The 21693-nt window shown below is 39.9% G+C and carries 15 protein-coding genes and 1 riboswitch; of the genes, 13 read left to right on the top strand and 2 right to left on the bottom strand.

From position 1 onward, the window contains the following. Positions 1–11: 11 nt before the first annotated feature. The 4 genes from BMZ99_RS21045 (at position 12) to BMZ99_RS21030 (ending at position 8021) form a co-directional block, all read left to right on the top strand. A complete protein-coding gene (locus BMZ99_RS21045) occupies positions 12–761 on the top strand; it encodes an amino acid ABC transporter ATP-binding protein (RefSeq protein WP_090942439.1) in 750 nt (249 codons plus the stop codon). Between the two features lie 26 nt (positions 762–787). Next, complete coding sequence (locus tag BMZ99_RS21040; RefSeq protein ID WP_090942436.1) at positions 788–1660, top strand: cysteine ABC transporter substrate-binding protein; 873 nt, start codon at positions 788–790, stop codon at positions 1658–1660. 196 nt (positions 1661–1856) lie between these two features. Continuing rightward, positions 1857–2038, top strand: a riboswitch (cobalamin riboswitch). A gap of 275 nt (positions 2039–2313) precedes the next feature. Beyond that, positions 2314–4569 (top strand): TonB-dependent receptor, encoded by a 2256-nt coding sequence (locus tag BMZ99_RS21035; protein WP_245755095.1) that lies wholly within the window; start codon positions 2314–2316, stop codon positions 4567–4569. A 203-nt stretch (positions 4570–4772) separates the two neighbouring features. Beyond that, positions 4773–8021 (top strand): DEAD/DEAH box helicase, encoded by a 3249-nt coding sequence (locus tag BMZ99_RS21030; RefSeq protein WP_090942487.1) that lies wholly within the window; start codon positions 4773–4775, stop codon positions 8019–8021. A gap of 61 nt (positions 8022–8082) precedes the next feature. Here the strand turns inward: BMZ99_RS21030 and BMZ99_RS21025 are convergent, their stop codons facing one another. Beyond that, positions 8083–8733, bottom strand: coding sequence for a hypothetical protein (locus BMZ99_RS21025; protein WP_090942431.1), 651 nt, complete (start codon positions 8731–8733; stop codon positions 8083–8085). 191 nt (positions 8734–8924) lie between these two features. After that, positions 8925–9518, bottom strand: coding sequence for a 30S ribosomal protein S4 (gene rpsD / locus BMZ99_RS21020; RefSeq protein ID WP_090942429.1), 594 nt, complete (start codon positions 9516–9518; stop codon positions 8925–8927). Positions 9519–9797: 279 nt separating this feature from the next. Here rpsD and BMZ99_RS21015 point away from each other — a divergent pair, with 279 nt between their 5' ends. The 9 genes from BMZ99_RS21015 to BMZ99_RS20985 form a co-directional block, all read left to right on the top strand. After that, positions 9798–10067, top strand: a complete 270-nt coding sequence (locus tag BMZ99_RS21015) for a metal-sensitive transcriptional regulator (protein WP_090942426.1) — start codon at positions 9798–9800, stop codon at positions 10065–10067. A gap of 103 nt (positions 10068–10170) precedes the next feature. Next, a complete protein-coding gene (locus BMZ99_RS26525) occupies positions 10171–10311 on the top strand; it encodes a hypothetical protein (RefSeq protein ID WP_175490642.1) in 141 nt (46 codons plus the stop codon). A 109-nt stretch (positions 10312–10420) separates the two neighbouring features. Further along, positions 10421–11116, top strand: coding sequence for a response regulator transcription factor (locus tag BMZ99_RS21010; protein WP_090942425.1), 696 nt, complete (start codon positions 10421–10423; stop codon positions 11114–11116). Then, the gene (locus BMZ99_RS21005) at positions 11109–12263 is read left to right on the top strand and encodes a sensor histidine kinase (protein ID WP_090942422.1); all 1155 of its coding nucleotides are present in this window, start codon (positions 11109–11111) and stop codon (positions 12261–12263) included. Before BMZ99_RS21010 ends, BMZ99_RS21005 begins: the two co-directional genes overlap by 8 nt. Before the next feature lie 167 nt (positions 12264–12430). After that, on the top strand, positions 12431–14902 hold the full coding sequence (locus tag BMZ99_RS21000; protein WP_456107089.1) for a heavy metal translocating P-type ATPase: 2472 nt from the start codon (positions 12431–12433) through the stop codon (positions 14900–14902). 291 nt (positions 14903–15193) lie between these two features. Beyond that, the gene (locus BMZ99_RS20995) at positions 15194–16432 is read left to right on the top strand and encodes an N-acyl-D-amino-acid deacylase family protein (protein ID WP_245755094.1); all 1239 of its coding nucleotides are present in this window, start codon (positions 15194–15196) and stop codon (positions 16430–16432) included. Positions 16433–16779: 347 nt separating this feature from the next. Continuing rightward, positions 16780–17130 carry a hypothetical protein gene (locus BMZ99_RS27190; RefSeq protein WP_245755093.1) on the top strand — a complete coding sequence of 117 codons (351 nt, stop codon included), beginning with the start codon at positions 16780–16782 and terminating at the stop codon, positions 17128–17130. Between the two features lie 3 nt (positions 17131–17133). Continuing rightward, positions 17134–18522, top strand: coding sequence for a ShlB/FhaC/HecB family hemolysin secretion/activation protein (locus tag BMZ99_RS20990; protein ID WP_245755092.1), 1389 nt, complete (start codon positions 17134–17136; stop codon positions 18520–18522). Between the two features lie 58 nt (positions 18523–18580). Continuing rightward, positions 18581–21693, top strand: a 3113-nt coding sequence (locus BMZ99_RS20985; RefSeq protein WP_139214811.1) for a two-partner secretion domain-containing protein, incomplete at its 3' end; no start/stop codon positions are given.

Raw genomic sequence — 21693 nt, 5'->3', positions numbered from 1 at the left:
AAGGGGTTGCAATGAATAAAGAAAATCATCAAGTCTTGCTTGAAATCAAAGATTTGCATAAGGAATATGACACAAGGACGGTATTAGACGGTATTCATCTGCGTGTGCATAAGGGTGAAGTGATCGTGGTGCTAGGTCCATCAGGCTGTGGGAAAAGCACATTATTGCGATGCTTAAATGGGCTGGAAAGTATTCAAGGCGGCGATATCCAGTTTGATGGTGAAAGCCTTGTTGGCTCTAATGTGGATTGGCAAAAAACTCGTCAAAAGATTGGTATGGTATTTCAAAATTATGATCTTTTTCCACACATGACAGTCATTGAAAATATTCTTTTAGGTCCAATTAAGGTACAAAAAAGAGAAAAGAAAGAGGTGATGGAGCAGGCAGCGCAGCTGCTGGAAAAAGTAGGATTATCTGATCGCAAAGATTCCTATCCCCGTCAGTTGTCAGGGGGGCAAAAGCAAAGAATTGCAATTGTAAGAGCGTTGTGTATGAATCCGGAAATTATGCTTTTTGATGAGGTTACAGCAGCACTTGATCCTGAAATGGTAAGGGAAGTGTTAGATGTTATACTTGGGCTGGCAAAACAGGGTATGACTATGATGATTGTAACTCATGAAATGGGATTTGCGCAGGCTGTAGCTGACCGAATTTTGTTTATTGATGAGGGCAGAGTATGTGAAATATCTGAACCTAAAGAATTCTTTACTAACCCCAAAACAGAGCGTGCTCAGCAATTTTTAAATATATTTCAATTTTAAAACAAAAAAAGAAAGGAAGTTGTATCATGAAGAATATCAAAAAAATCCTAGCCGTTTTCTTTAGTGCCATTATATTAGTAGGAATCGTAGCAGGCTGCGGCTCAAAAGCAACAACAGATACTAAGAAAGAGCAAGCCGCAAAAAGCAGTATCGAGGAAATCAAACAGCGTGGAAAAATCAAAATTGGAGTATTTAGTGATAAGCCTCCATTTGGCTTTGTAGATGCCAATGGAAAAAATCAAGGTTTTGATGTGTTTATTGCAAAGCGTTTTGCAAAAGATTTATTAGGTGATGAGTCAAAAGTAGAGTTCGTTTTGGTGGAAGCAGCAAGCAGAGTTGAATTTCTGCAAGCCAATAAAGTTGACCTGATTTTGGCTAACTTTACTGTTACAGATGAACGCAAGCAAAAAGTTGATTTTGCTAATCCATACATGAAGGTTGCTCTAGGCGTAGTGTCTCCAAGTGGTGCACCGATTACTTCTGTGGATCAATTAAAAGGGAAAAAATTAATTGTAAACAAGGGTACAACAGCTGAAACTTTTTTCACTAAGAATTATCCAGATATTGAATTGTTAAAATATGATCAAAATACAGAAGCTTTTGAAGCATTAAAAGATAAACGTGGTGTTGCTTTGGCCCATGATAATACATTGTTATTTGCCTGGGCAAGAGAAAACACAGGGTATACCGTTGGTGTAGCTTCATTAGGCAGTCTTGATACGATTGCTCCGGCAGTTAAAAAGGGTGACAAAGAACTTCTTGCTTGGGTCAATACAGAATTAGAAACATTGGGTAAAGAGAACTTTATTCACAAAGCATATGATGCAACGCTAAAACCTGCTTATGGTGAATCCATTGATCCAGAAACCGTTGTAGTAGAAGGCGGAATCGTGAAGTAAGTATAATACCAAAACCAAGGCACTATTGGGTTAAGAGAAATAGTGCCCTGGTTTTTTATTATATTAGGGGTGTCCAGCAAAGCCGCAATTTGCTAATCGGTGAAAGTTCAGTTCATGTAATAGTTGGAACGTATTTATTTGACTTTCCTTTGAAGATAATGTTATGATAAATGCGAATTATAAGAAAGTTTGTCAAAAAATAAATATAGGAATAGGTGCCCATAAGGGCTTAATAGGGAAGACCGGTGTAATGCCGGCGCGGTCCCGCCACTGTAATAGGGAGCAACCCAAAGAATACCACTGAGATGAACAGTCTTGGGAAGGTTTGGGTTAGCGATGAACTAAAGCCAGGAGAACTGCCTATTTGACAGTCACCATTTGACCCACGAGTGATGGGGAGGGGATTAAGTATACTTAATATACTGTACTTTGTCCCGGCGTTTTTGCGCCGGGATTTGTATTGTTATGCTATGTTATTTAAAAGATGCCTCCTAGTCTAAACTAGAGAGGCATCTTTTTTATATGCTACAAGGAAGTAAGCCAAAAAGTGAATAGGTCGCTGAGTAATAGCGCGTTAAAAAAGGAGGGATATAAAAAAGATCGTTGATGGAATGCAATCATATTGTATTGTGAGGAGAATAAAAGTGGAAAAAATGCTATCAGTAAAGAGTAAAATAGTATTATTTACTGTGGTGATGCAATTGCTGCTGCCGCAAGTTGTAGCAGCTAATGAAGACCAGATTATCGGGGATGAAGAAACAGAAAAAAATATATTTCAATTTAATGAAGTTGTAGTAACAGCTACTAAAATTTTGCAAGAAGCAAGAAAAGTTCCTGCAAGTGTTACCGTAATTACGTCTGAAAAAATTAAAGAAATGAATATTATGACCATTGATGAAGCATTGAGAAACTCTGTCGGTATCTTGGTAGACCGCCCCAAAGGTATTGCTGGTGTTGGGGATGGCATTAAAATGAGAGGATTTTCTGACAATAATATCTTAGTACTCTTAGATGGGCAGCCTATGAATACAGCCTATGATGGTTCGGTAAATTGGAATGCTATTCCAATTGGAAGTGTAGATCGTATTGAAGTTGTTCGCGGGGGCGCCTCATCATTGTATGGCGGTTATGCTGTTGGCGGCGTTGTTAATATTATGACTAAGGAGCCAAAAGACAATACGATCTCTGCCGATATCACATATGGAAGTAATAATACTTGGCGAAAATCCTTCAATATCAATCAAAAAGTAAATGACTATTTTAGTGTAGCGGTTGGTTATGAAGGACGTTCTACAGATGGACATGTTGTAAATCCAGCATCATCTACGGCTGCTCCAAAGACAGGAGTAATTCCTAATACGAAGCCCCAAGGAACTGGAATTATTGTGGGAAATACGGTTGATGGTAAGACACGCTATATCTTTGGCGATAAAGGTAACAATGCCTATGATGGTGATACTTATTGGTTAAAATTAAAATATAAAATAGATCAAGAAAAATCGATTAGTTATAATTATACCAAGGATAAGTTACAATACCGCTATGATAATGCTCGTACGTTTATTCATGATGCGGATGGTAATCCTATATATAACGGTTATGCTGTCTTACCCGATGGCAGATACTTTGAGATTAAAGAATCTGATTTCACAAATTATTTTGGTCGCAGAGAAGCCGATATACATGCTTTGCAATTTAAGGATGATAAAAATCATGTTACCATAAATGCTGGTTTTACTGATACTACGGCAAATGGTTATTCAAGCGGCAGTACCTTCGATAAGACGAAGCCGGGCAGTGACAGTTCTTATCCTAGTAAGACATGGAATATGGATTTGCAAAAATCTTGGAGTGATCTAGGTAAGCATACAATAGTTACCGGATTAAATTGGCGAGTTGAAGAGATGAATCAAACTTCTACAAAACTCGCGCATTGGAACGATTATCACTCAGTTACCAGCATTGATACTATGAATGGTGGTAAGGATCGCTTATTGGCAGCTTTTATTCAGGATGAATACCAACTTAATAAACAGTGGAGTGTCATTGGTGGATTACGTTATGATCAATATACGAAATATGATGGCTATTCTAAAGATTTTTCAATAGGCAGAATTGATAAAGAATTTGATTCCACTACATACACTGAAGTAAGCCCCAAATTAGCGTTTGAGTATCAGAAGGATCCTGCAACGACTTATTATGTTTCATATGGCCATTCCTTTAATCCTCCGTCCTTATACAAATTATATAGATGGACTACAACATCATCCATGACATCAACAGCTTATGATTCACCAGCAAACCCAAATCTAAAGCCAGAAACCTCTGACACTTTTGAAATAGGGCTAAAAAAGCAAATTGGCCAAAAGACAAATGTGAATCTAGCTTTATATCAAGCTAAAACACAAGATATGATTGCCAGGGTAACCTATCCGGCGGGTAGTTATTTGCCAGATAAAATGGCAAAAGTGTGGGAGAATATAGACTCTGCCACTCGTAAAGGTATTGAGTTAGATGTAACACACAAAATAAACAGCAAATGGGATATTTATACGAATTATGCTTTACAGAAAGGCGAATGGGATTCTAGTGTAGAAAAATCTTCTGGAACTAGCCTTTCAGAAATACCGACTCATTTATTGCATTTTGGCGGTAATTATCGTTACGCCAAATGGAGTGCTAATTTAGATGCAATGTATGTCAGTGAACGTAATGACGATGACTCAATTTCTGGCGTGTATGGCTCCTCTGATGCATATTTTACGGTGAATACTAAATTCAATTATGCCGTTAATCCTAATATGACAGTGACCTTCGGAGTGAATAATTTATTTGACCGAAAATATTATTCCTACTATGATGCTTCTGGCCGAGAGTACACTTTGGGTATGCAGTATCGGTTTTAATAATAGGGTATGAATGCTCTAATCGTGAAATAAAACTTGTTTATCCTTACAATAATAAAGACCAAGCGGCTGACTTTCAAAGGAAAAAGCCGCTTGGTCTTTGTTCTTTTGACAGCTAAGAATTTAATCAGAAAAAGGTAAAATTGCAGGGATGAAAGAATAAAAAGTAGTATAGCCCCCATAAAGAAAGGAGTGGCAGTTTGGTGCTAACAGATGCAAAAATTCAAGAAGGAGCTGCAACTAGCAGTTCCTATGTAAAAGGCTGCCAATATTATCGAAATGGGAATGTGAAGGATATAAAATATTCGCAGCATGAACAGGCGTACAAAGCGCAGGTAGTAGGCAGCGAAGTATATACAGTAAAAGTTAATTTCAATACTTATCGCGAAGTCGATGGATACGAATGTGATTGCCCCGCATTTTCTAGTTATTATCATGGAATGTGTAAACATATTGTCGCTGTTTTAAAGGTAATGCAAGCCCATTGGGAAATCTATTTTGGTGCAGAAAAAACAACCACTCTAACTCATGCAACGCAGGAACTATTAGATTTTTTTAATCATGACATGCTAGAACCCAGCTCATATCAGTCAGTACCCATTAGACTGATGCCTACCTATGGCTTTTCTTTGGAACCAAGAGGGAAACGGAGTTGGCTGGAGTTTTCCCTTGGCAGCGAGAAACTGTATGTCATGAAGAATATTCCTCAGCTTCTGGATGCTCTCGATACCCAGGAGAAGATTGCTTATGGTAAAAACTTTATATTAAACCCTCGGGAAGCCATATTTGATGAACAGGCTAAGTCGCTGCTACATTTATTGCAGTCTGCTTATGCTGATGACAAACAACTTGCAGACTGGAATCCCTATGGTTCTTCGGTGTCCGCTTTTGGCGATACGCGGCGCTTGAAATTGACGAATTCAAATATGATTAAGTTCTTTACGATTATGGAAGAGGTTCCATTTTCTGTAGAGATCAATCATGAGAAAGTTTCTGGCATCCGGATTGTTAAGGAACGGCCAGCCATTCGTTTATCTGTGAAGGCAGTTGTAGGGGGATTAAAGCTTACGATGGAGACAGGGAATGATGTATTCTATGGATTGGATACAGATTTTCAATATATTTATCATCAAAAGACAATTTATAAAGTTGATTCTTTGTTTGCTAGCTGCATCAAGCCATTGATGAAGTGTTTTTATGAAAATAAGAAATCGGAAGTATACATTCCAGAGGCGGAAGCTGCCAATTTCTTTTCCTCTGTAGTACCTGCTTTAGAGAACATTGGAACCGTTCATATAAGCAGTACGCTCCTTAAGAAATTTCATAAGGAGCCACTTGAAGTAGAAATATATTTAGATCGGTTTGTAGATGGTGTTCGTGCAAGAGTTGATTTTAAATATGTCGATCTGACCATTGATCCGTTAGCTTCTTCTGATAAAACGTTGCATAGGATAACTGGGAAATTTTTATTGCGCTCAAAAAAAGAAGAAAACTACATACTTGCTCTTTTTCAACGCTATGGCTTTGAGATCATTCAAGGACAACTGGTACAGGCAGATGAAGAGAAAACCTATGATTTTTTACTAGAGGGACTGCAGCAGCTGCAAAATGCTGCAGAGGTCTTTTATTCTGATGATTTTAAGAATAGTAGAATTACGTATACGGGAAGAATTTCCGCGGGAGTGAAGCTGAATACCAAAACGGATATGCTGGAGTTATCCCTAGATTATGAAGATATGCAGCCCAGTGAATTATTTGCTTTATTGGCTTCCTATAAATTGAAGAAACGCTATCATCGATTGGAAAATGGCGCATTTATTCCTCTTGATTCGACTGATTTACAGATCGTGAATGGGTTGATGGAACAGCTTGAACTAAATTCTGCTGATATCGAAAATAGAATTATTGAATTGCCTAAATATCATGCCATGTACATTGACAGCCTGGCTAGAGAATCTAGTGATTTTCATATGGGGCGGGATTATTCTTTTCGGAAAATGGTGCAGGATATTTTAGAGCCCCAGGATGTAGAATACGCGATCCCAGAGGGGATTCAAGGAAAACTCAGAGAGTATCAAAAAGTTGGTTTTAAATGGCTGAAGTCCCTTGCTAGTTATGGCTTTGGCGGTATATTGGCTGACGATATGGGCCTGGGGAAAACCCTGCAAGTCATTACCTTTCTTATGTCTGAGAAAGAAAGTGAAGATATTCCTTCTTTAGTCATTGCTCCTACTTCTCTTGTGTATAATTGGCAGCAAGAAGTAGAGCGGTTCGCGCCTGTCTTAAAGGTGATGATCATTTCCGGGAATCAAGACGAACGACAGGAACAATTGAATCATATTGACGAAGTGGACTTGATTGTAACCTCTTATGCGTTGATGAAACGTGATATTGAGTTCTATGAAAACCGATTTTTTAAATATTGTTTTATTGATGAAGCCCAGCATATTAAAAATCCAAATACACTAAATGCCAAGTCGGTAAAAAAAATTAGAGCAAAAGGATATTTTGCTCTAACGGGAACTCCGATTGAAAACACATTAACAGAATTATGGTCAATCTTTGATTTTATAATGCCTGGCTATCTAAAAAGCCATAAATCCTTTTCGGATCAATTTGAAATACCCATTAGCAAGAATGGTGAAGAAGAAGCTGTCAAGGAGCTCGGACGCTTCATTAAGCCTTTTATCCTTAGAAGAATGAAAAAAGCAGTGTTAAAAGAACTTCCTGCAAAGATTGAAAGCAGAATGATCAATGAAATGACTGAGGAGCAGGCCAAATTATATGCTGCCTGGATCTTACAAGTGAAAACAGAATTTGAAAATGAGGTGCAGAATCATGGCTTTTCCAAAAGCCAGATCAAGATACTGTCCCTATTGACCCGGCTGCGGCAATTATGCTGCCATCCGTCTCTATTTATTGAAGACTACCATGGCGGAAGTGGTAAATTGGAGATGCTGACAGAACTGCTGGAAGATGCAGTAAGTGGTGGGCATCGGGTATTGTTGTTCTCACAATTTACGGGAATGTTAGCTATTGTAAAAAAAGAGCTGGAATCTAGAAATATCGGATATTATTATCTGGATGGCTCCACTAAAGCGGAAGAACGTATCAAACTTGTCAACTCTTTCAATGAAGGGGAGAAGGATGTCTTTCTCATATCTCTAAAAGCCGGTGGGACTGGGCTCAATCTGACTGGTGCGGATATGGTCATTCATTATGATCCCTGGTGGAACCCTGCTGTGGAAGAGCAAGCTACTGATCGAGCGTATCGTATTGGACAGAAAAATTCCGTACAGGTATATAAATTAATCACTAAGAATACGATCGAAGAAAAAATTTATGAATTGCAGCAAAAAAAGCGTGAGATGATTGATGCACTCATTCAGCCAGGAGAAAACTTTTTGGCTAAAATGAGTGAAGAGGAGATTCGTAAACTATTTGATACGTAAAGGTGCGAAGATAAAAGGACTGTTTAGCATTTGGCTTCTTGCAAGCGCTAAACAGTCCTTTTCATACGATACATCCTATTTTATTGTTTAAGATTTTAACAAATGTTTTTTGAATAAATGTATCCGTATAAAAAATTGCACACATATTATAGAGCTGCTGAACCGTCAAGCCGATATCTTCCTCTAACACTTCAGTAAATTCTCGCGTACTTACTAAGTACTTTGCAATTTCAAATGTGCTTTCAAAGACTCCTATATGTAAAATGTAGCTGTCTTTATTCCAAAAAGCATTAAATCCAGTACAAAATTCTTTGATCTTTTTCATACATAGAGAATTCTCTAAATCCCAGTACGTATTTAACTCTTCAATGGCATTTTTCATACTATCGATATAAGGAGAATCTGATTCTGTAATGGATTCAATCAATGCGTGGCTGGAACATATGGGAATGTATAAATCCTGATTCTCTTTATTGATCGTGTAGAAAAAAGCTACTGGAAGATAAACATATTGAATAAATCCTAATAATGATTTTGCATCAGGATAGCATGCCCAATTATTGTCTACGGTGTCTCTAGAGTAGTCAATTACTGCAGTATTGATAAAAATAGCATCTTGTGCACAATTCAAATCAGTAAAGTAGTTCGTCCAAAGATCCTTCTTCTTTAATAAAGCACCCTCCCAATAATTATGGTTATTGTATTTGCACATTTATTTTGACCCCTTATTAAAAAGATAATGGAAATTGCTATCCGATGTAAAAGTAAGCAAACACATCAAGGCTTTCAGCGAAAACTTATAAGTTAGAGTCTTCATCAAACTGCGTGCTTGAAGCTGATTTCCCTGGTGGCAAAGCAGGAATGACGGTTGGATAATGATCTATAATTGTAGTGCTCATTTTGTTATTTGGAGTAGAATTCAATTGCATAAATTTCATTTACTTCAATCGGTATTTCTTCTCGATTTGGCAAACGTATCAATTTCCCGCTGAAATCTTCCAGGTTTTTTTCGATATAAGGTGATGCAAAACTTTGCAGCTCCAAGAAGTTGGAAACAATCATTTCGTTACTCCGCTGTTTTATACTTAAAGAGATTACACTGTCAACTGCTACCCCATAGGATGGGATATTTACCCTCTGCCCATTCACAAGGATATGACCATGACTGACCAGCTGCCGGGCCTGACGAATGGAACTGGCAAAACCAATTCGATATACCAGATTGTCTAATCTGCATTCCAATGCTTTTAATAAGGCAGTACCTGTGATTTCCTTACTTTTCATTGCTTTTTCCACGTAACGGACGAACTGTTTTTCAAAAAGTCCATAATAGGCCTTGATTTTTTGCTTTTCCAAAAGCTGCATACCGTAATTCGATAATTTTCTGCCGGAGCGGCTATTGTCTCTCGTCGCTTTATTCATTGCCTTAGGGTGACCAAAGATATTAACCCCTAATCTTCTGCACAATTTAAACCTTGGTTCTCTTCTTGTTGCCATTTACCATGCTCCTGTTCGATTGAATTTTGTTCTTTATGGATACGTTCTTAAAACTTGACTTTTATAGTATAACATCGATGATAATGATATTCAATATCATTATCATCGAAATTTATTTTAGAACACAGTAGTCTCTTTATTACTCTCATATTTTTTACTTTTGAAGATACACTAGTAAAATAGTTGTTACTGTAATGAGTCTATAATATTGACGAGGTTAAGCATACCGTTTTATAATTAAATGCGGTAGGGGGGTATAGTAGTAGGAGGAGTGAGTTTGTGTTAACGGATAAAGAAAAAAGTGAATTGAAATTGCGGCTGAAAAAAATTGCAGGTCAGATCAATGGTATCGATAAAATGCTGGATGATGGACGATACTGTGTTGATGTGGTTCAGCAAATTTTGGCGGCTCGGGCTGCTTTAAATAAGGTATCACTTATTATTATGGAAAGTCATGCAAAAAGCTGTATGGTTACGGCAATCAAAGAAAATCGCGCAGAACAAAGTATTGAAGAATTAATGCAGCTTTTAAAGCAATTTACTAAATAAAGAAAAGCCGAAAAGGAATGTTTCCAAGGGATCTTCATAAGTTATTCACAAGAATATGATATAATTAATATAAATACCCAATATAGGAGCGGAGGGAAGATATATGCAAGAGAAACGATCTCCAGAAGATATAGAAAATGGATCATCTGAATATACGCCTTGGCAAAGAAGTATATTAACTTTTCTCAAGTGGGGAGCATGGGCAACCTCCTTTATGGCAATGGCTCATGCGATGGAGCTCTGATAGGAATGAATAATGGACACAGTCCTTCTAGCGGAAGGGTTGTGTCCATTATTAGCAAAAAAACCTTATAAATAGACAAGGTGCCAACGTGTATGAAAGGAGAGACAAAATGATTCAATATGCAGTATTAATTGTCGATGATGACGTAAAGCTGGTTAAACTGCTGCAAACCTACTTTGAAAAAGAGGGATGCCTGGTTTACTCTGCAGCCAATGGTCTAGATGCCTTGCAGATCGTACGAGAAGAAAAACCAGATATTATGATATTAGATTTAATGCTGCCCGGTCTTGATGGCTTGGATGTTTGCCGGAGAATCCGTAAAGACAATGATATTCCAATTCTCATGCTTACGGCTCGTGATGAAGAACGCGATCGTTTAGCAGGACTTGAAATTGGTGCTGATGATTATGTGACGAAGCCATTCAGTCCCAAAGAAGTGGTAGCGCGCGCAAAAGCCATTTTACGCCGTACGAATAAGGAAGTTGTACGCAGTGGACTCATTATAGCGGGAAAGCTGATCATTGATTTAGAACGTCATCAGGTTACAAAGGCTGGTTTAGCCTTGGAGCTGACGCCAACGGAGTTTAAAATCTTAGAATTGTTAGCTGCGAATGCTGGCAGGGTTTATAGTCGATTGCAAATTGTTGAACAAACCCAGGGGCATAGTTTTGAGGGGTATGAGCGCACGATTGATGCCCATATTAAGAATTTGCGGCGGAAAGTTGAAATCAATCCGAAGGAACCTCAGTATATACAGACGATATACGGGATTGGCTATAAATTTGCCAGTGAAGCCAATGAATAGCATTACCTACCGCATTACAGGACTTATGTTTCTGGCAGTTGCGTTAACTGTATTTTTACTGATTTATCTAATGAACGTGCAAATGACTGAACAATTTACAGAATATCTCATGGTTCAACAAATGGAGACCGGCCAGCACGGTATGATGAGACATACTGCAAATCCAATGATCATGGTGATGGGGTCTTTAGAAGAGACATTTTTGGCTTCTGTTCACCAGTCTCTTATTTGGGTTGGAATGGCCGTTTTAGCAGCGGGGTTGGCGGCGAGCTATGCCTTGGCTCGCAGTATTACGGTACCTCTACGCAATTTGAGCAGTGCTGCCGAACAAATTGAACAAGGAAATTTTAATCAGAAAGTACCGATTGAAACCAAAGATGAAGTTGGACATTTAGCTGCTATTTTTAACCGTATGGCTGAAACCTTGACAATCAATACGAATCTTCGGAGGCAGTTCTTGGCTAATATTGCCCATGAGCTGCGAACTCCGCTAGCCATTATTCAGGGGCACTTGGAAGGAATGGTAGATGGAGTCATCGATCCCAGCAAGGAACAGCTTGCTTCTTTGCACGAAGAAGCAATTCGTTTAAATCGCTTGATCAGGGATTTACGGGATTTGTCTCTGGCGGAAGTTCGCCAATTAGCCATGGAAAGAAGTAAGATTGATGTCAATCAAATTATTAGCCGCTCCGTGTATATGCTAAAACCTTTATCGGATGAAAAGGATATCTCTGTCTGCTGCTTACTGGCAGAAGAACTTCCTGAAATCGAAGCAGATGCAGATCGGATCAGCCAAGTTTTTTATAACATTTTTGTTAATGCCATTCGCTATTCTCCAGTGAAAGGCTCTATAAAAATCATTACCGAGAAGAGTGAGGAAGCGGGGCGATCATGGATTAAAATATCGATAGCAGACAAGGGGCCGGGAATTGATCAGGAAGATATACCATATCTCTTTGACCATTTTTATCGAGGGGACAAATCCCGGGATCGAAAAAGCGGTGGGTCAGGTTTAGGACTGGCCGTTGTTAAGCAGCTGGTTGAGATTCATGGTGGCAAGGTAGCGGTAAGCAGTAAATTAGGAGAAGGAAGTGTATTCGAAATACTGCTGCCGCTAGGGCTAAACGAGGAGAGTAAGCAGATATAAATCTTTTCTGCGCATATCATAAATAGGCATCATAGGATGTTTATTTATGATATGTAAAAGGATTAGCACATGAAAAAAACGAAATTGGCTAATAATATTGACCAGAATAAAATATAGATTTATAATGAATATATACCCTAGAGGGGTATAGTATATGATGGGTGTGCTTGAGAGAAAATCGAGCTGCTTTAAAGGATGTGGAATCAATCATGACGGTTTTGAAAGAAAATCAGCCAAGTACTGATGTACGATCAGGTACCTTTAAGATTGGCGGTATGACTTGTGCTGCATGTGCAAGCCGGATCGAGAAAGGCTTAACAAAGCTGGCTGGTGTAAATAAAGCGGTGGTGAATTTTGCTGCGGAAAAAGCTACCGTGTCTTATGACCCGGCACAAGTAAGTGCAAAAGAGATTGGAGAAAAGATCGAAAAGCTTGGATATCAAGTGATTAAAGATAAAGCCAATTTTAAAATTACCGGTATGAGTTGTGCTACTTGTGCCAATCGCATTGAAAAAGGATTAAATAAATTACCAGGCATTTACGGTGCTGTTGTTAATCTTGCTGCCGAAAAAGCAACGGTAGAGTATGATCCTAGAGAAATAACCATCGAGCAGATGAAAGCTAAGGTAGTTGCATTAGGGTTTAGAGCTCATGATTTGGCGGATCATAATCGAAATCAGGAAAATACAGCAAAAGAAACTGAATTTAATCATCAAAAAAAACGGCTGATACTATCGGCGGTACTTTCATTTCCTTTATTATTAGGCATGACTTTACACGTGTTAGGTATTATGGGAGGTCTTACCGATTTCTTGCATAATCCATACCTGCAATTGGTTTTAGCTACACCCGTACAGTTTGTGGCTGGACTCCAGTTCTATCGTGGTGCTTATTCTGCTTTGCGCAATGGCAGTTCGAATATGGATGTATTAGTAGCTCTTGGTACATCCGCTGCATATTTTTATAGCATCGCTAATATTGTCCGTGGTATATCCGAATTGTATTTTGAAACCTCTGCGATTTTAATTACCCTCATTATCTTAGGAAAGCTGCTGGAGGCACGAGCCAAGGGGCATACTTCGGAAGCCATAAAAGCACTCATGGGCCTGCAGGCAAAGACGGCTCGTGTCATCCGAAATGGTGAAGAATTGGATGTTATGATAGAAGCCGTAGTAGTAGATGACCTTATCGTTGTGCGGCCTGGTGAAAAGATTCCTGTCGATGGCATTATTACGGAGGGAAACTCTGCAGTTGATGAATCCATGCTGACTGGTGAAAGCCTTCCTGTTGATAAAAAAGTGGATGATGCAGTCGTTGGTGCAACGATTAATAAATTTGGTACCTTTAGCTTTAGAGCCACTAAGGTTGGAAAGGATACAGCCCTTGCCCAAATCGTACGTATAGTGGAAGAGGCACAAGGTTCAAAAGCGCCGATTCAACGTTTTGCTGATGTGGTTTCAGGCTTTTTTGTACCTACCATTATCGGTATTGCCATACTGACCTTTTTAGGATGGTATTTTATCATGGACCCAGGTAATTTTTCTCGTGCCTTGATTAATTGTACTGCTGTGCTGGTTATTGCTTGCCCATGTGCACTAGGTTTGGCAACTCCTACTTCGATCATGGTAGGAACGGGCAAAGGCGCTGAAAATGGTATTTTAATTAAAGGCGCTGAGCATTTGGAAAATGCCCATAAGCTGACGTCCATTGTGCTAGATAAAACTGGTACGATTACAAAAGGCGAACCCGATGTAACAGATATTATTCCCTTATCAGATCTAGCAGAAAAAGAACTGTTAACCTTAGCGGTGCGAGCAGAAAAAAAATCAGAACATCCATTAGCTCAGGCGATTGTCAAATTTGGTCAGGGCCAAGGAAGTGCTGCTGCTGATCCGGATTCTTTTACTGCCATTCCTGGATATGGGGTAGAGGCAGTGATTGAAGGAAAAAGAATCTTGGTGGGTACGAGAAAATTAATGCGGGAAAATGGTATGGATATCGATGCTCTTATTCCCCAGATTGAGGGGCTGGAAGAACAGGGAAAAACAGTTATGCTGATGTCTTCAGACAAAGAAATGCTGGGACTGTTAGCTGTAGCGGATACTGTAAAGGAACATTCTGCAAAGGCAGTGTCTGAGCTTAAAGAATTAGGGCTAGAAGTGTGGATGATCACTGGTGATAATGAACGTACGGCGCGCACCATTGCTGGGCAAGTCGGCATTGAACACGTGATGTTTGAAGTTCTGCCAGAGCATAAAGCACAAAAAGTAGAATCCCTAAAAAAAGAAGGAAAGATTGTAGCTATGGTAGGTGACGGCATTAATGATGCTCCGGCTTTGGCGATTGCTGATGTTGGATTTGCCATTGGTACGGGTACTGATGTAGCAATTGAGGCGGCGGATATTACACTGATGCGGGGAGATTTGAACGGAATTGTTGCTGCTATTAAGTTGAGTAAGGCGACAATGGCAAATATTAAACAGAACCTCTTCTGGGCGCTCATCTATAATTCTTTAGGAATTCCAGTAGCGGTAGCAGGATATTTATCACCTGTAGTAGCCGGCGCAGCTATGGCATTTAGTTCTGTATCTGTAGTCATGAATGCACTTCGTTTAAAACGATTTAAGCCATATCATTAAGAAAAAAATAGGACGATTGAATTGTTTTTTCTTCACTGTGCAATAAGGTTGCAAATTTAGTTTGTAACCTTATTGCTATTTCTATATAATCAAGATATTCTAAGAATAGAACTTACTTGTTATACGTTGAAACAGATCCACATGAGAGGCGGTTGAAGTACAATTTTTGATATAGTAATTAAGAATGGAATTTTAATTGATCCAGAAAACCTAACGCGCTTTCGGGGGAATATCGGAATCGCTGATGGAAAGATAGAACTGGTTACAAAAGATGAGATCCAAGGGCATCAAGTGTTTGATGTAGAGGGGAAAATAGTATGTCCTGGCTTTATTGATATACATGGACATGTCGATTGGGATGATTATTGCGGAGAGCTTTCTTTACGACAGGGAATCACCACTACTGTTGGCGGAAATTGCGGCTTGAGTCCACTGGATATAAACTCTTTTTTCTCCGCCCAAGAAAAGCAAGGCTTTATTGTTAATCAAGCAGAATTAATTGGTCATTCTATTAGTCTGCGAAAAGAGGTTGGAGTCACAGATCCGCTGAAACCTGCCACCCCTGAACAGTTAAGACAAATGGAGCATTTGGTAGAGAAGGCTTTTGAGGAAGGGGCATGTGGTCTATCGTTGGGACTGGCATATGCACCTGGCAGCTCGAATGATGAAATTATGAATCTGAGCAAGATTGCTGCCAGATACGGTAGAATTGTTGCCGTAGATACGCGAATGATTACCGGTATCGATATGTATTCTTTAGTGGAAGTCATTGCCATCGCCCGCCAAACGGGGGCTCGTATTCAAGTATCTCATTTTGTTTATCAATATGGAACGGGAGTTATGGAAGAGGCCATTTCTGTAATTAACAGAGCAAGATTTGAAGGATTGGATATACGGTTTGACAGCGGCATGTATACGCAATGGGCAACTCATATCGGTGCAGTTCTTTTCAATGAAGAATATATGGAGAGCAATGGCTGGAAGCTTGATGATATCCTCGTGATCACAGGCAAATATAATGGTCAGCGCTTAACAATGGATATCTATCATGAGCTTCGGACATATTACCCCGATACGGCAGTCGTGGTTTTTACCGGGATTGAAGAAGAAATCTATATGGCGCTAAACCATCCCTTCGCCATGCCTTCTACGGATACAGGCACCTATCTGCCTGGGGAGGGGCATCCACAAATTGCCGGAAGCTTTCCTCGCTATATTAAAAAGATGGTTACAGAGCGGTATGAATTAACTATTATGGAAGCAGTTCGTAAGGCGACCTTGCTGCCGGCAGAAACTCTCGGCTTTACTTCAAAAGGCCGTTTAAGAAAAGGCATGGATGCAGACATCGTAGTATTTGATATTAAGAACATTGCCGACAAAGCAGTCTTTGGTGAACCTAATGCCCATCCTGAAGGAATTGAGTATGTCTTTCTCAATGGCAAATTAGCCTTGGCTAAAGGGGAACTGATTGATACAAAAGCAGGGAAAGCGGTAAGATGCAATAAACCAGTATATGATTATCAGATTTAATGAGAATGTCTAAATTTGATAGCATTTTTGGATCTGGCTAATATTTTGATTACAATTGTTATAATCTAAAATTCTAAAAAATCTCATGACTAGGTAAAAAGTCATGGGATTTTTTATTTTGCGACAAACTTCTACAAAAACCCTTGAAATACAACATTCTTGCCTAAAAAAACTTTGAAAATTCTTTGAAAATATACCTTTTGATATAGGCGGAAAAAATGGAATTGATCTATAATAAGACCTACTTTCTAGGACAATTATCCAGTTTTGAACATTATTCATTGTCAGGGAGTTGCAATCATTTTAAATCTAAGTAAACCATTCCAGGGCATCAGGAGGAATTATTCATGCACAATTTACAGCTCTTTATGAAGAGAGTAGCAGCTGTTAGTAGGCGAAACTTGCTAAACGCCATCATTATGACCGTTATTCTATCTTTTTATGGATTAAGCAATGTACAGGCTGTAACCCCTGCCGACCAAGACGAAAGCAACCGTCGCTTGCAGCAAGAAGAACTTCGTCGTCGTACGCAGCAAGAAGCAGAAGAACGGCGGAATCGGGAACAGTCAAAAGATACGTTCCTGCAGCCCAAAGTAAAGCCGACACAAGAGACAACACTGCCAGTGGAAGAACTCAGTTTTTTGATTCATACCCTAAAATTAGAGGGGGAACGGGTTGAAAAATTTTCTTGGCTATAGGATATGCTGCTTCCCTATCAAGGGCAGAAAATTGGCAAAGACGGAATCAATCTCATCGTCAAGCGCCTAACCAATGCCTTAATAGTGCGTGGCTATACGACAACACGCATTGGCATACCTGAGCAAGACCTCTCAAGCGGTACATTGAAACTGATGCTGGTTCCTGGCATTATCAGAAATATTCACTTTACGAATCCTGATACTCGTGCTAACTGGTATACAGCCTTTCCCACTCGTCCAGGAAATATTCTTAATCTGCGTGATCTAGAACAAGGATTAGAACAAATCAAACGAGTTCCCTCCCAAGATGCAGATATGCAAATTTCTCCAGGAGAAAACCCTGGGGAAAGTGATGTTGCCATTACCATAAAATCCAGTAATCCTTTTCGCGTGACCATTTCCTTAGATGATTCTGGTACCAAAGCCACGGGGAAAATTCAGGCGTCCACATCACTCGCTTATGATAATCTATTTGGAATCAACGATTTGTTCTATGTATCCTTCAATAAAGATGCCCAGCAAGAAGGGGATCAATATGGTACCCGTGGAAACAGCTATCAATTTTCAGTACCGTATGGATACTGGACATTTACCCTATCCGGTAGCTCCTATCGCTACCACCAAACGATAGAAGGTGCTAACCAGACCTTTCTCTCCTCAGGAAAGAGTGACAATACACAATTTCGCGTGCAGCGGCTCATTCATCGTGACCAGCAAAGTAAGACCAGTTTGGAATTTGGCATCCTAAAAAAACATAGTAAAAGCTTTATTGCCGATACGGAAATCGAATCCCAGCGCAAGAATGTTACTGCCAATGAAATTGGCATTAGTCATCGGCAGTACTTTGGAAAAACAGTGCTGGATGTAAAACTGGATCATCGCCAGGGTGTACCGTGGTTTAATGCGCAGCCTGACAAAGGAGGAGCAAATGATCTTACAACCCGCTATAAACTCTGGACCTTAGATACATCTGTTTCCACTCCTCTGAAAATTGGCGGCGTAGAAGGGAAGTATTCCTTTACCTTTAGCGGACAATACACCAACGATTTGCTCTATACGGCTGATTATTTCAGTATTGGTAACCGCTATACCGTTCGGGGCTTTGATGGAGAACAAACCTTGCTTGCTGAAAAGGGCTTTTATATTCGCAATGAATGGAGTATGCCTGTAGCCCAAGGAAAAGAAGCCTATGTAGGACTTGACTATGGACAAGTAAGTGGTCCTGGAACTCAGTGGCTTTTAGGAAAGAAACTGGCTGGTGCCGCACTTGGTATTCGGGGCAATGAAGGAGACATGTATTACGATATTTTCACTAGTTGGCCTCTTTATAAACCAGAAGGGTACAAAACCAGTCCTTATTCTCTAGGATTTCAGCTTAGTTATCAGATGTAATAATAGATCTGAACAATAAATCCATAGTATTTTTTATAATGCTTTAGGAGGTTCTACCATGATATCATCCAAATCAGCCTATTTTTCATTAACGAACCAATCTATTTGGCGTAAGAAGCTAGTAGCTTGGACGATGCTCCTACTAATGGCAACTCAGCCAATCACCGCAGCGGCAGAAGTAGTCGCTGATTCGAAAGCAGCAGGAGGAAATAGACCCCTTGTGGAGACTACTGCCAATGGATTACCCATAGTGCAGATAACTCAGCCCTCTGCTGCAGGGATATCTCGCAATCAGTATCAACAATTTAATGTTGATTCGCGAGGCTTAATACTCAATAATTCAGGCATTACTACCCAAACCCAGTTAGCCGGGTATATTACGGGTAATCCTTTTATTGGGAATGGTCCATCGGCTCGAATCATTCTAAATGAAGTCACCAGCAAAGATCCTAGTTATTTACGTGGCTATACTGAAGTAGCTGGACAAAAAGCGGATATCATCATTGCCAATCCTAATGGTATCTATGGTGATGGTTTTGGTTTTATCAATACAAGCCGCGCTGTATTGACTACTGGTACTCCTGTCTTTGGAGGGAGCGGAAGCCTTGATGCCTTTCGGGTAAGTGGCGGACAGATTTCCATTCAAGGAACAGGAATGAATGCTGCTAATGTAGACCAGGTAGATTTGATCAGTCGCAGCGCAGCCATAAATGCACAAGTATGGGCACAGAATCTCAACGTGGTTACGGGGAGCAATAAAGTAGACTATAAAACAATGGACATTGAAAGCATTGCTAGTGAAGTTACTAGTCCCCAGGTCGCCATAGATGTAGGACAATTAGGCGGAATGTATGCCCAGAAAATCTACATGGTGGGCACTGAAAAGGGATTAGGAGTTAATAGCACAGGTACCATAGCAGCCCAAGCTGGAGATGTAACCATCACGAACGCTGGCAAGGTACTGCTTGCCAATACTTCAGCTACAGGCAAGATACAGGTAGCGGCTGCTGACGATGTTACGAATCAGAAGACTTTATATGCGCAAGGGAATGTCGATATTACCACGTCTGGTACCTTATATAATTCCGGTATTTTGACCGCTAGACAGAATACCAACATTACGGCGCAAAATGTACAATCAATTGGTAATGTTGGTGCTGGGATAAAAAATGATGGTACAGTGGATACTGCAGGTAACCTTACAGTCAATGCTTCAGGAACCATCGCAATGAATGGTCACAATTTAGCCGGAGGTGATTTAAATATCACAGGCAGTACTCTTAACCTTGCAAACAGTAAGACACTTGCCAATGGTAACGCTAATTTGACGGCTGCCATGGGTGATATGGACCATACCAAAGGATCACTGCAAGTAAATGGAGATTTAAGTGTCACTGCTCAAGGAACCATTCATAATGATACTGCTCATGTTGAAGCTAACAAGCTAAGTCTTATAGCCCATTCGCTTAGTAATCGTTCTGGTGCGATAACGCAGCTAGGGAAAGAGACAACAACCATTCAAACTGCAGAAGGTGTGGATAACACTGCTGGTACAATAGCCACCAACGGTGATTCACTGCAGATTCAATCTAATTCCCTGCAAAATAGTCAAGGCCAGATTCAGCATGCAGGAACAGGCGAACTGTCGTTAGAAGTGGCAGGAGATATACAGAATGATACTGGTAAAATGGCAACAAACGGACAACTGCTGCTATCAGCACAAAATCTTGATAATGCAAACGGCCAGATCATAGGACAAAAAAAGGTCAATATGATTACCCAAGCCTTAAGCAATCAAGCCGGAAAAATTGCTGCTCAAGATAATCTTACAATTGCGGCAGCTAATGGAATTGATAGTCACTTAAATAGTAACGATGTACAGGATACAGGATCTATTGTTAGTGGCGGAGATTTACTACTTACCAGTACAGGAAAAATGCTTCTGTCAGGTACTACCTCAGCGAACGGCGACATCCAAATACACGCGCAAGATGGCCTCAGCAATTATAGTATCTTGTATGGACAAGGTAAAACCGATATTTGGACGCAAGGCATACTAGAAAACGCTGCTAATTTGATTACTGCCCAGAGCATTAATTCGAAAGGCACAATCGGTGCAGGGATACAACAAGATGGAAAACTGGGTAAAGATGGTGACTTGACAATTCAAGCTGATGGCACCGTAACTACCCAAGGTCAGAATGTAGCAGCAAAGGATCTTACGATAACGGGGAGTGCCCTTACTTTGGCAGGCAGTAAAACGATTGCAGGCGATAATGGGACTCTGACCGCTGCAACAGGGGACATCGATCATACCAACGCTACATTACAAATTGGCAAAAATTTAGCTGTGACTGCCAAGGAAACTATTTATAATGACAATGGTACTATTTATACTGACAACTTAAGTCTTATAGGGAAAGGGATTAGCAATCGCAATGGTATCATGTCTCAAGTAGGGAAAGACGTAACGATTCTTACTGCTTTGGAAAATGTAGATAATAGAAACGGTATAATAGCCACCAATGCTGATGTATTGCAAATAAAAGCCGACTCCCTAATGAATAGTCAAGGAAAGATACAACACGCAGGAACAGGCGCACTGTCAGTGCAAACGATCAGTAATATACAAAATGATAAAGGCACACTGGCGACAAATGGGAAACTACAAGTAGATGCCAAAAATCTTGACAATACAAATGGTGAGATCATTGGCCAAAAACAAGTCAGTATTATCACTCAGGCAGATATTATAAACAGCCAAGGAATGATTAACGGTAGTGGTGCAGTAGATATTGCTGCCCAAGGTAACATGAATAATGAGCAAGGCACCATAGAAGCCAAGAAGGGTATGAATATCAATACTCAAAGCTTAAATAACCAAAGCGGACGAATTGCCAATTTGGATGCTAGCAGAATGCAGGTGGAGATCAGGCAAGGAATACAAAATCAATATGGAAACATCGGCAGCAATGGGAAAGTTGATATTACTGCACAAAAATTAAGTAACCAAAGTGGTCGAATTACAGCCCAGAGCGATTTGACCATTGCCGCAGTAGATGGTATAGATAGCAGCCTTGCAGCTAGCGATGTGAAAAATGATGGGACAATTGCCAGCGGTGGTGATCTAACACTGACGAGTACAGGAAAAGTACTCCTATCAGGCAGCAC

Origin of the sequence: Pelosinus propionicus DSM 13327 (genome assembly GCF_900114615.1) — a bacterium.
Lineage (GTDB): Bacteria > Bacillota > Negativicutes > DSM-13327 > DSM-13327 > Pelosinus > Pelosinus propionicus.
Note: the sequence above shows the minus strand (reverse complement) of the source record. Positions and strands in the feature narration are given on the sequence as shown.

Excerpts from the sequence above, each read along its gene's own strand:
- BMZ99_RS27190 (WP_245755093.1), top strand. The coding sequence starts at position 16,780 with ATGCACAATTTACAGCTCTTTATGAAGAGAGTAGCAGCTGTTAGTAGG.
- BMZ99_RS21010 (WP_090942425.1), top strand. The coding sequence starts at position 10,421 with ATGATTCAATATGCAGTATTAATTGTCGATGATGACGTAAAGCTGGTT.
- BMZ99_RS26525 (WP_175490642.1), top strand. The coding sequence starts at position 10,171 with ATGCAAGAGAAACGATCTCCAGAAGATATAGAAAATGGATCATCTGAA.
- BMZ99_RS21045 (WP_090942439.1), top strand. The coding sequence starts at position 12 with ATGAATAAAGAAAATCATCAAGTCTTGCTTGAAATCAAAGATTTGCAT.
- BMZ99_RS20990 (WP_245755092.1), top strand. The coding sequence starts at position 17,134 with ATGCTGCTTCCCTATCAAGGGCAGAAAATTGGCAAAGACGGAATCAAT.
- BMZ99_RS21005 (WP_090942422.1), top strand. The coding sequence starts at position 11,109 with ATGAATAGCATTACCTACCGCATTACAGGACTTATGTTTCTGGCAGTT.
- BMZ99_RS21035 (WP_245755095.1), top strand. The coding sequence starts at position 2,314 with ATGCTATCAGTAAAGAGTAAAATAGTATTATTTACTGTGGTGATGCAA.
- BMZ99_RS21025 (WP_090942431.1), bottom strand. The coding sequence starts at position 8,733 with ATGTGCAAATACAATAACCATAATTATTGGGAGGGTGCTTTATTAAAG.
- rpsD (WP_090942429.1), bottom strand. The coding sequence starts at position 9,518 with ATGGCAACAAGAAGAGAACCAAGGTTTAAATTGTGCAGAAGATTAGGG.
- BMZ99_RS21040 (WP_090942436.1), top strand. The coding sequence starts at position 788 with ATGAAGAATATCAAAAAAATCCTAGCCGTTTTCTTTAGTGCCATTATA.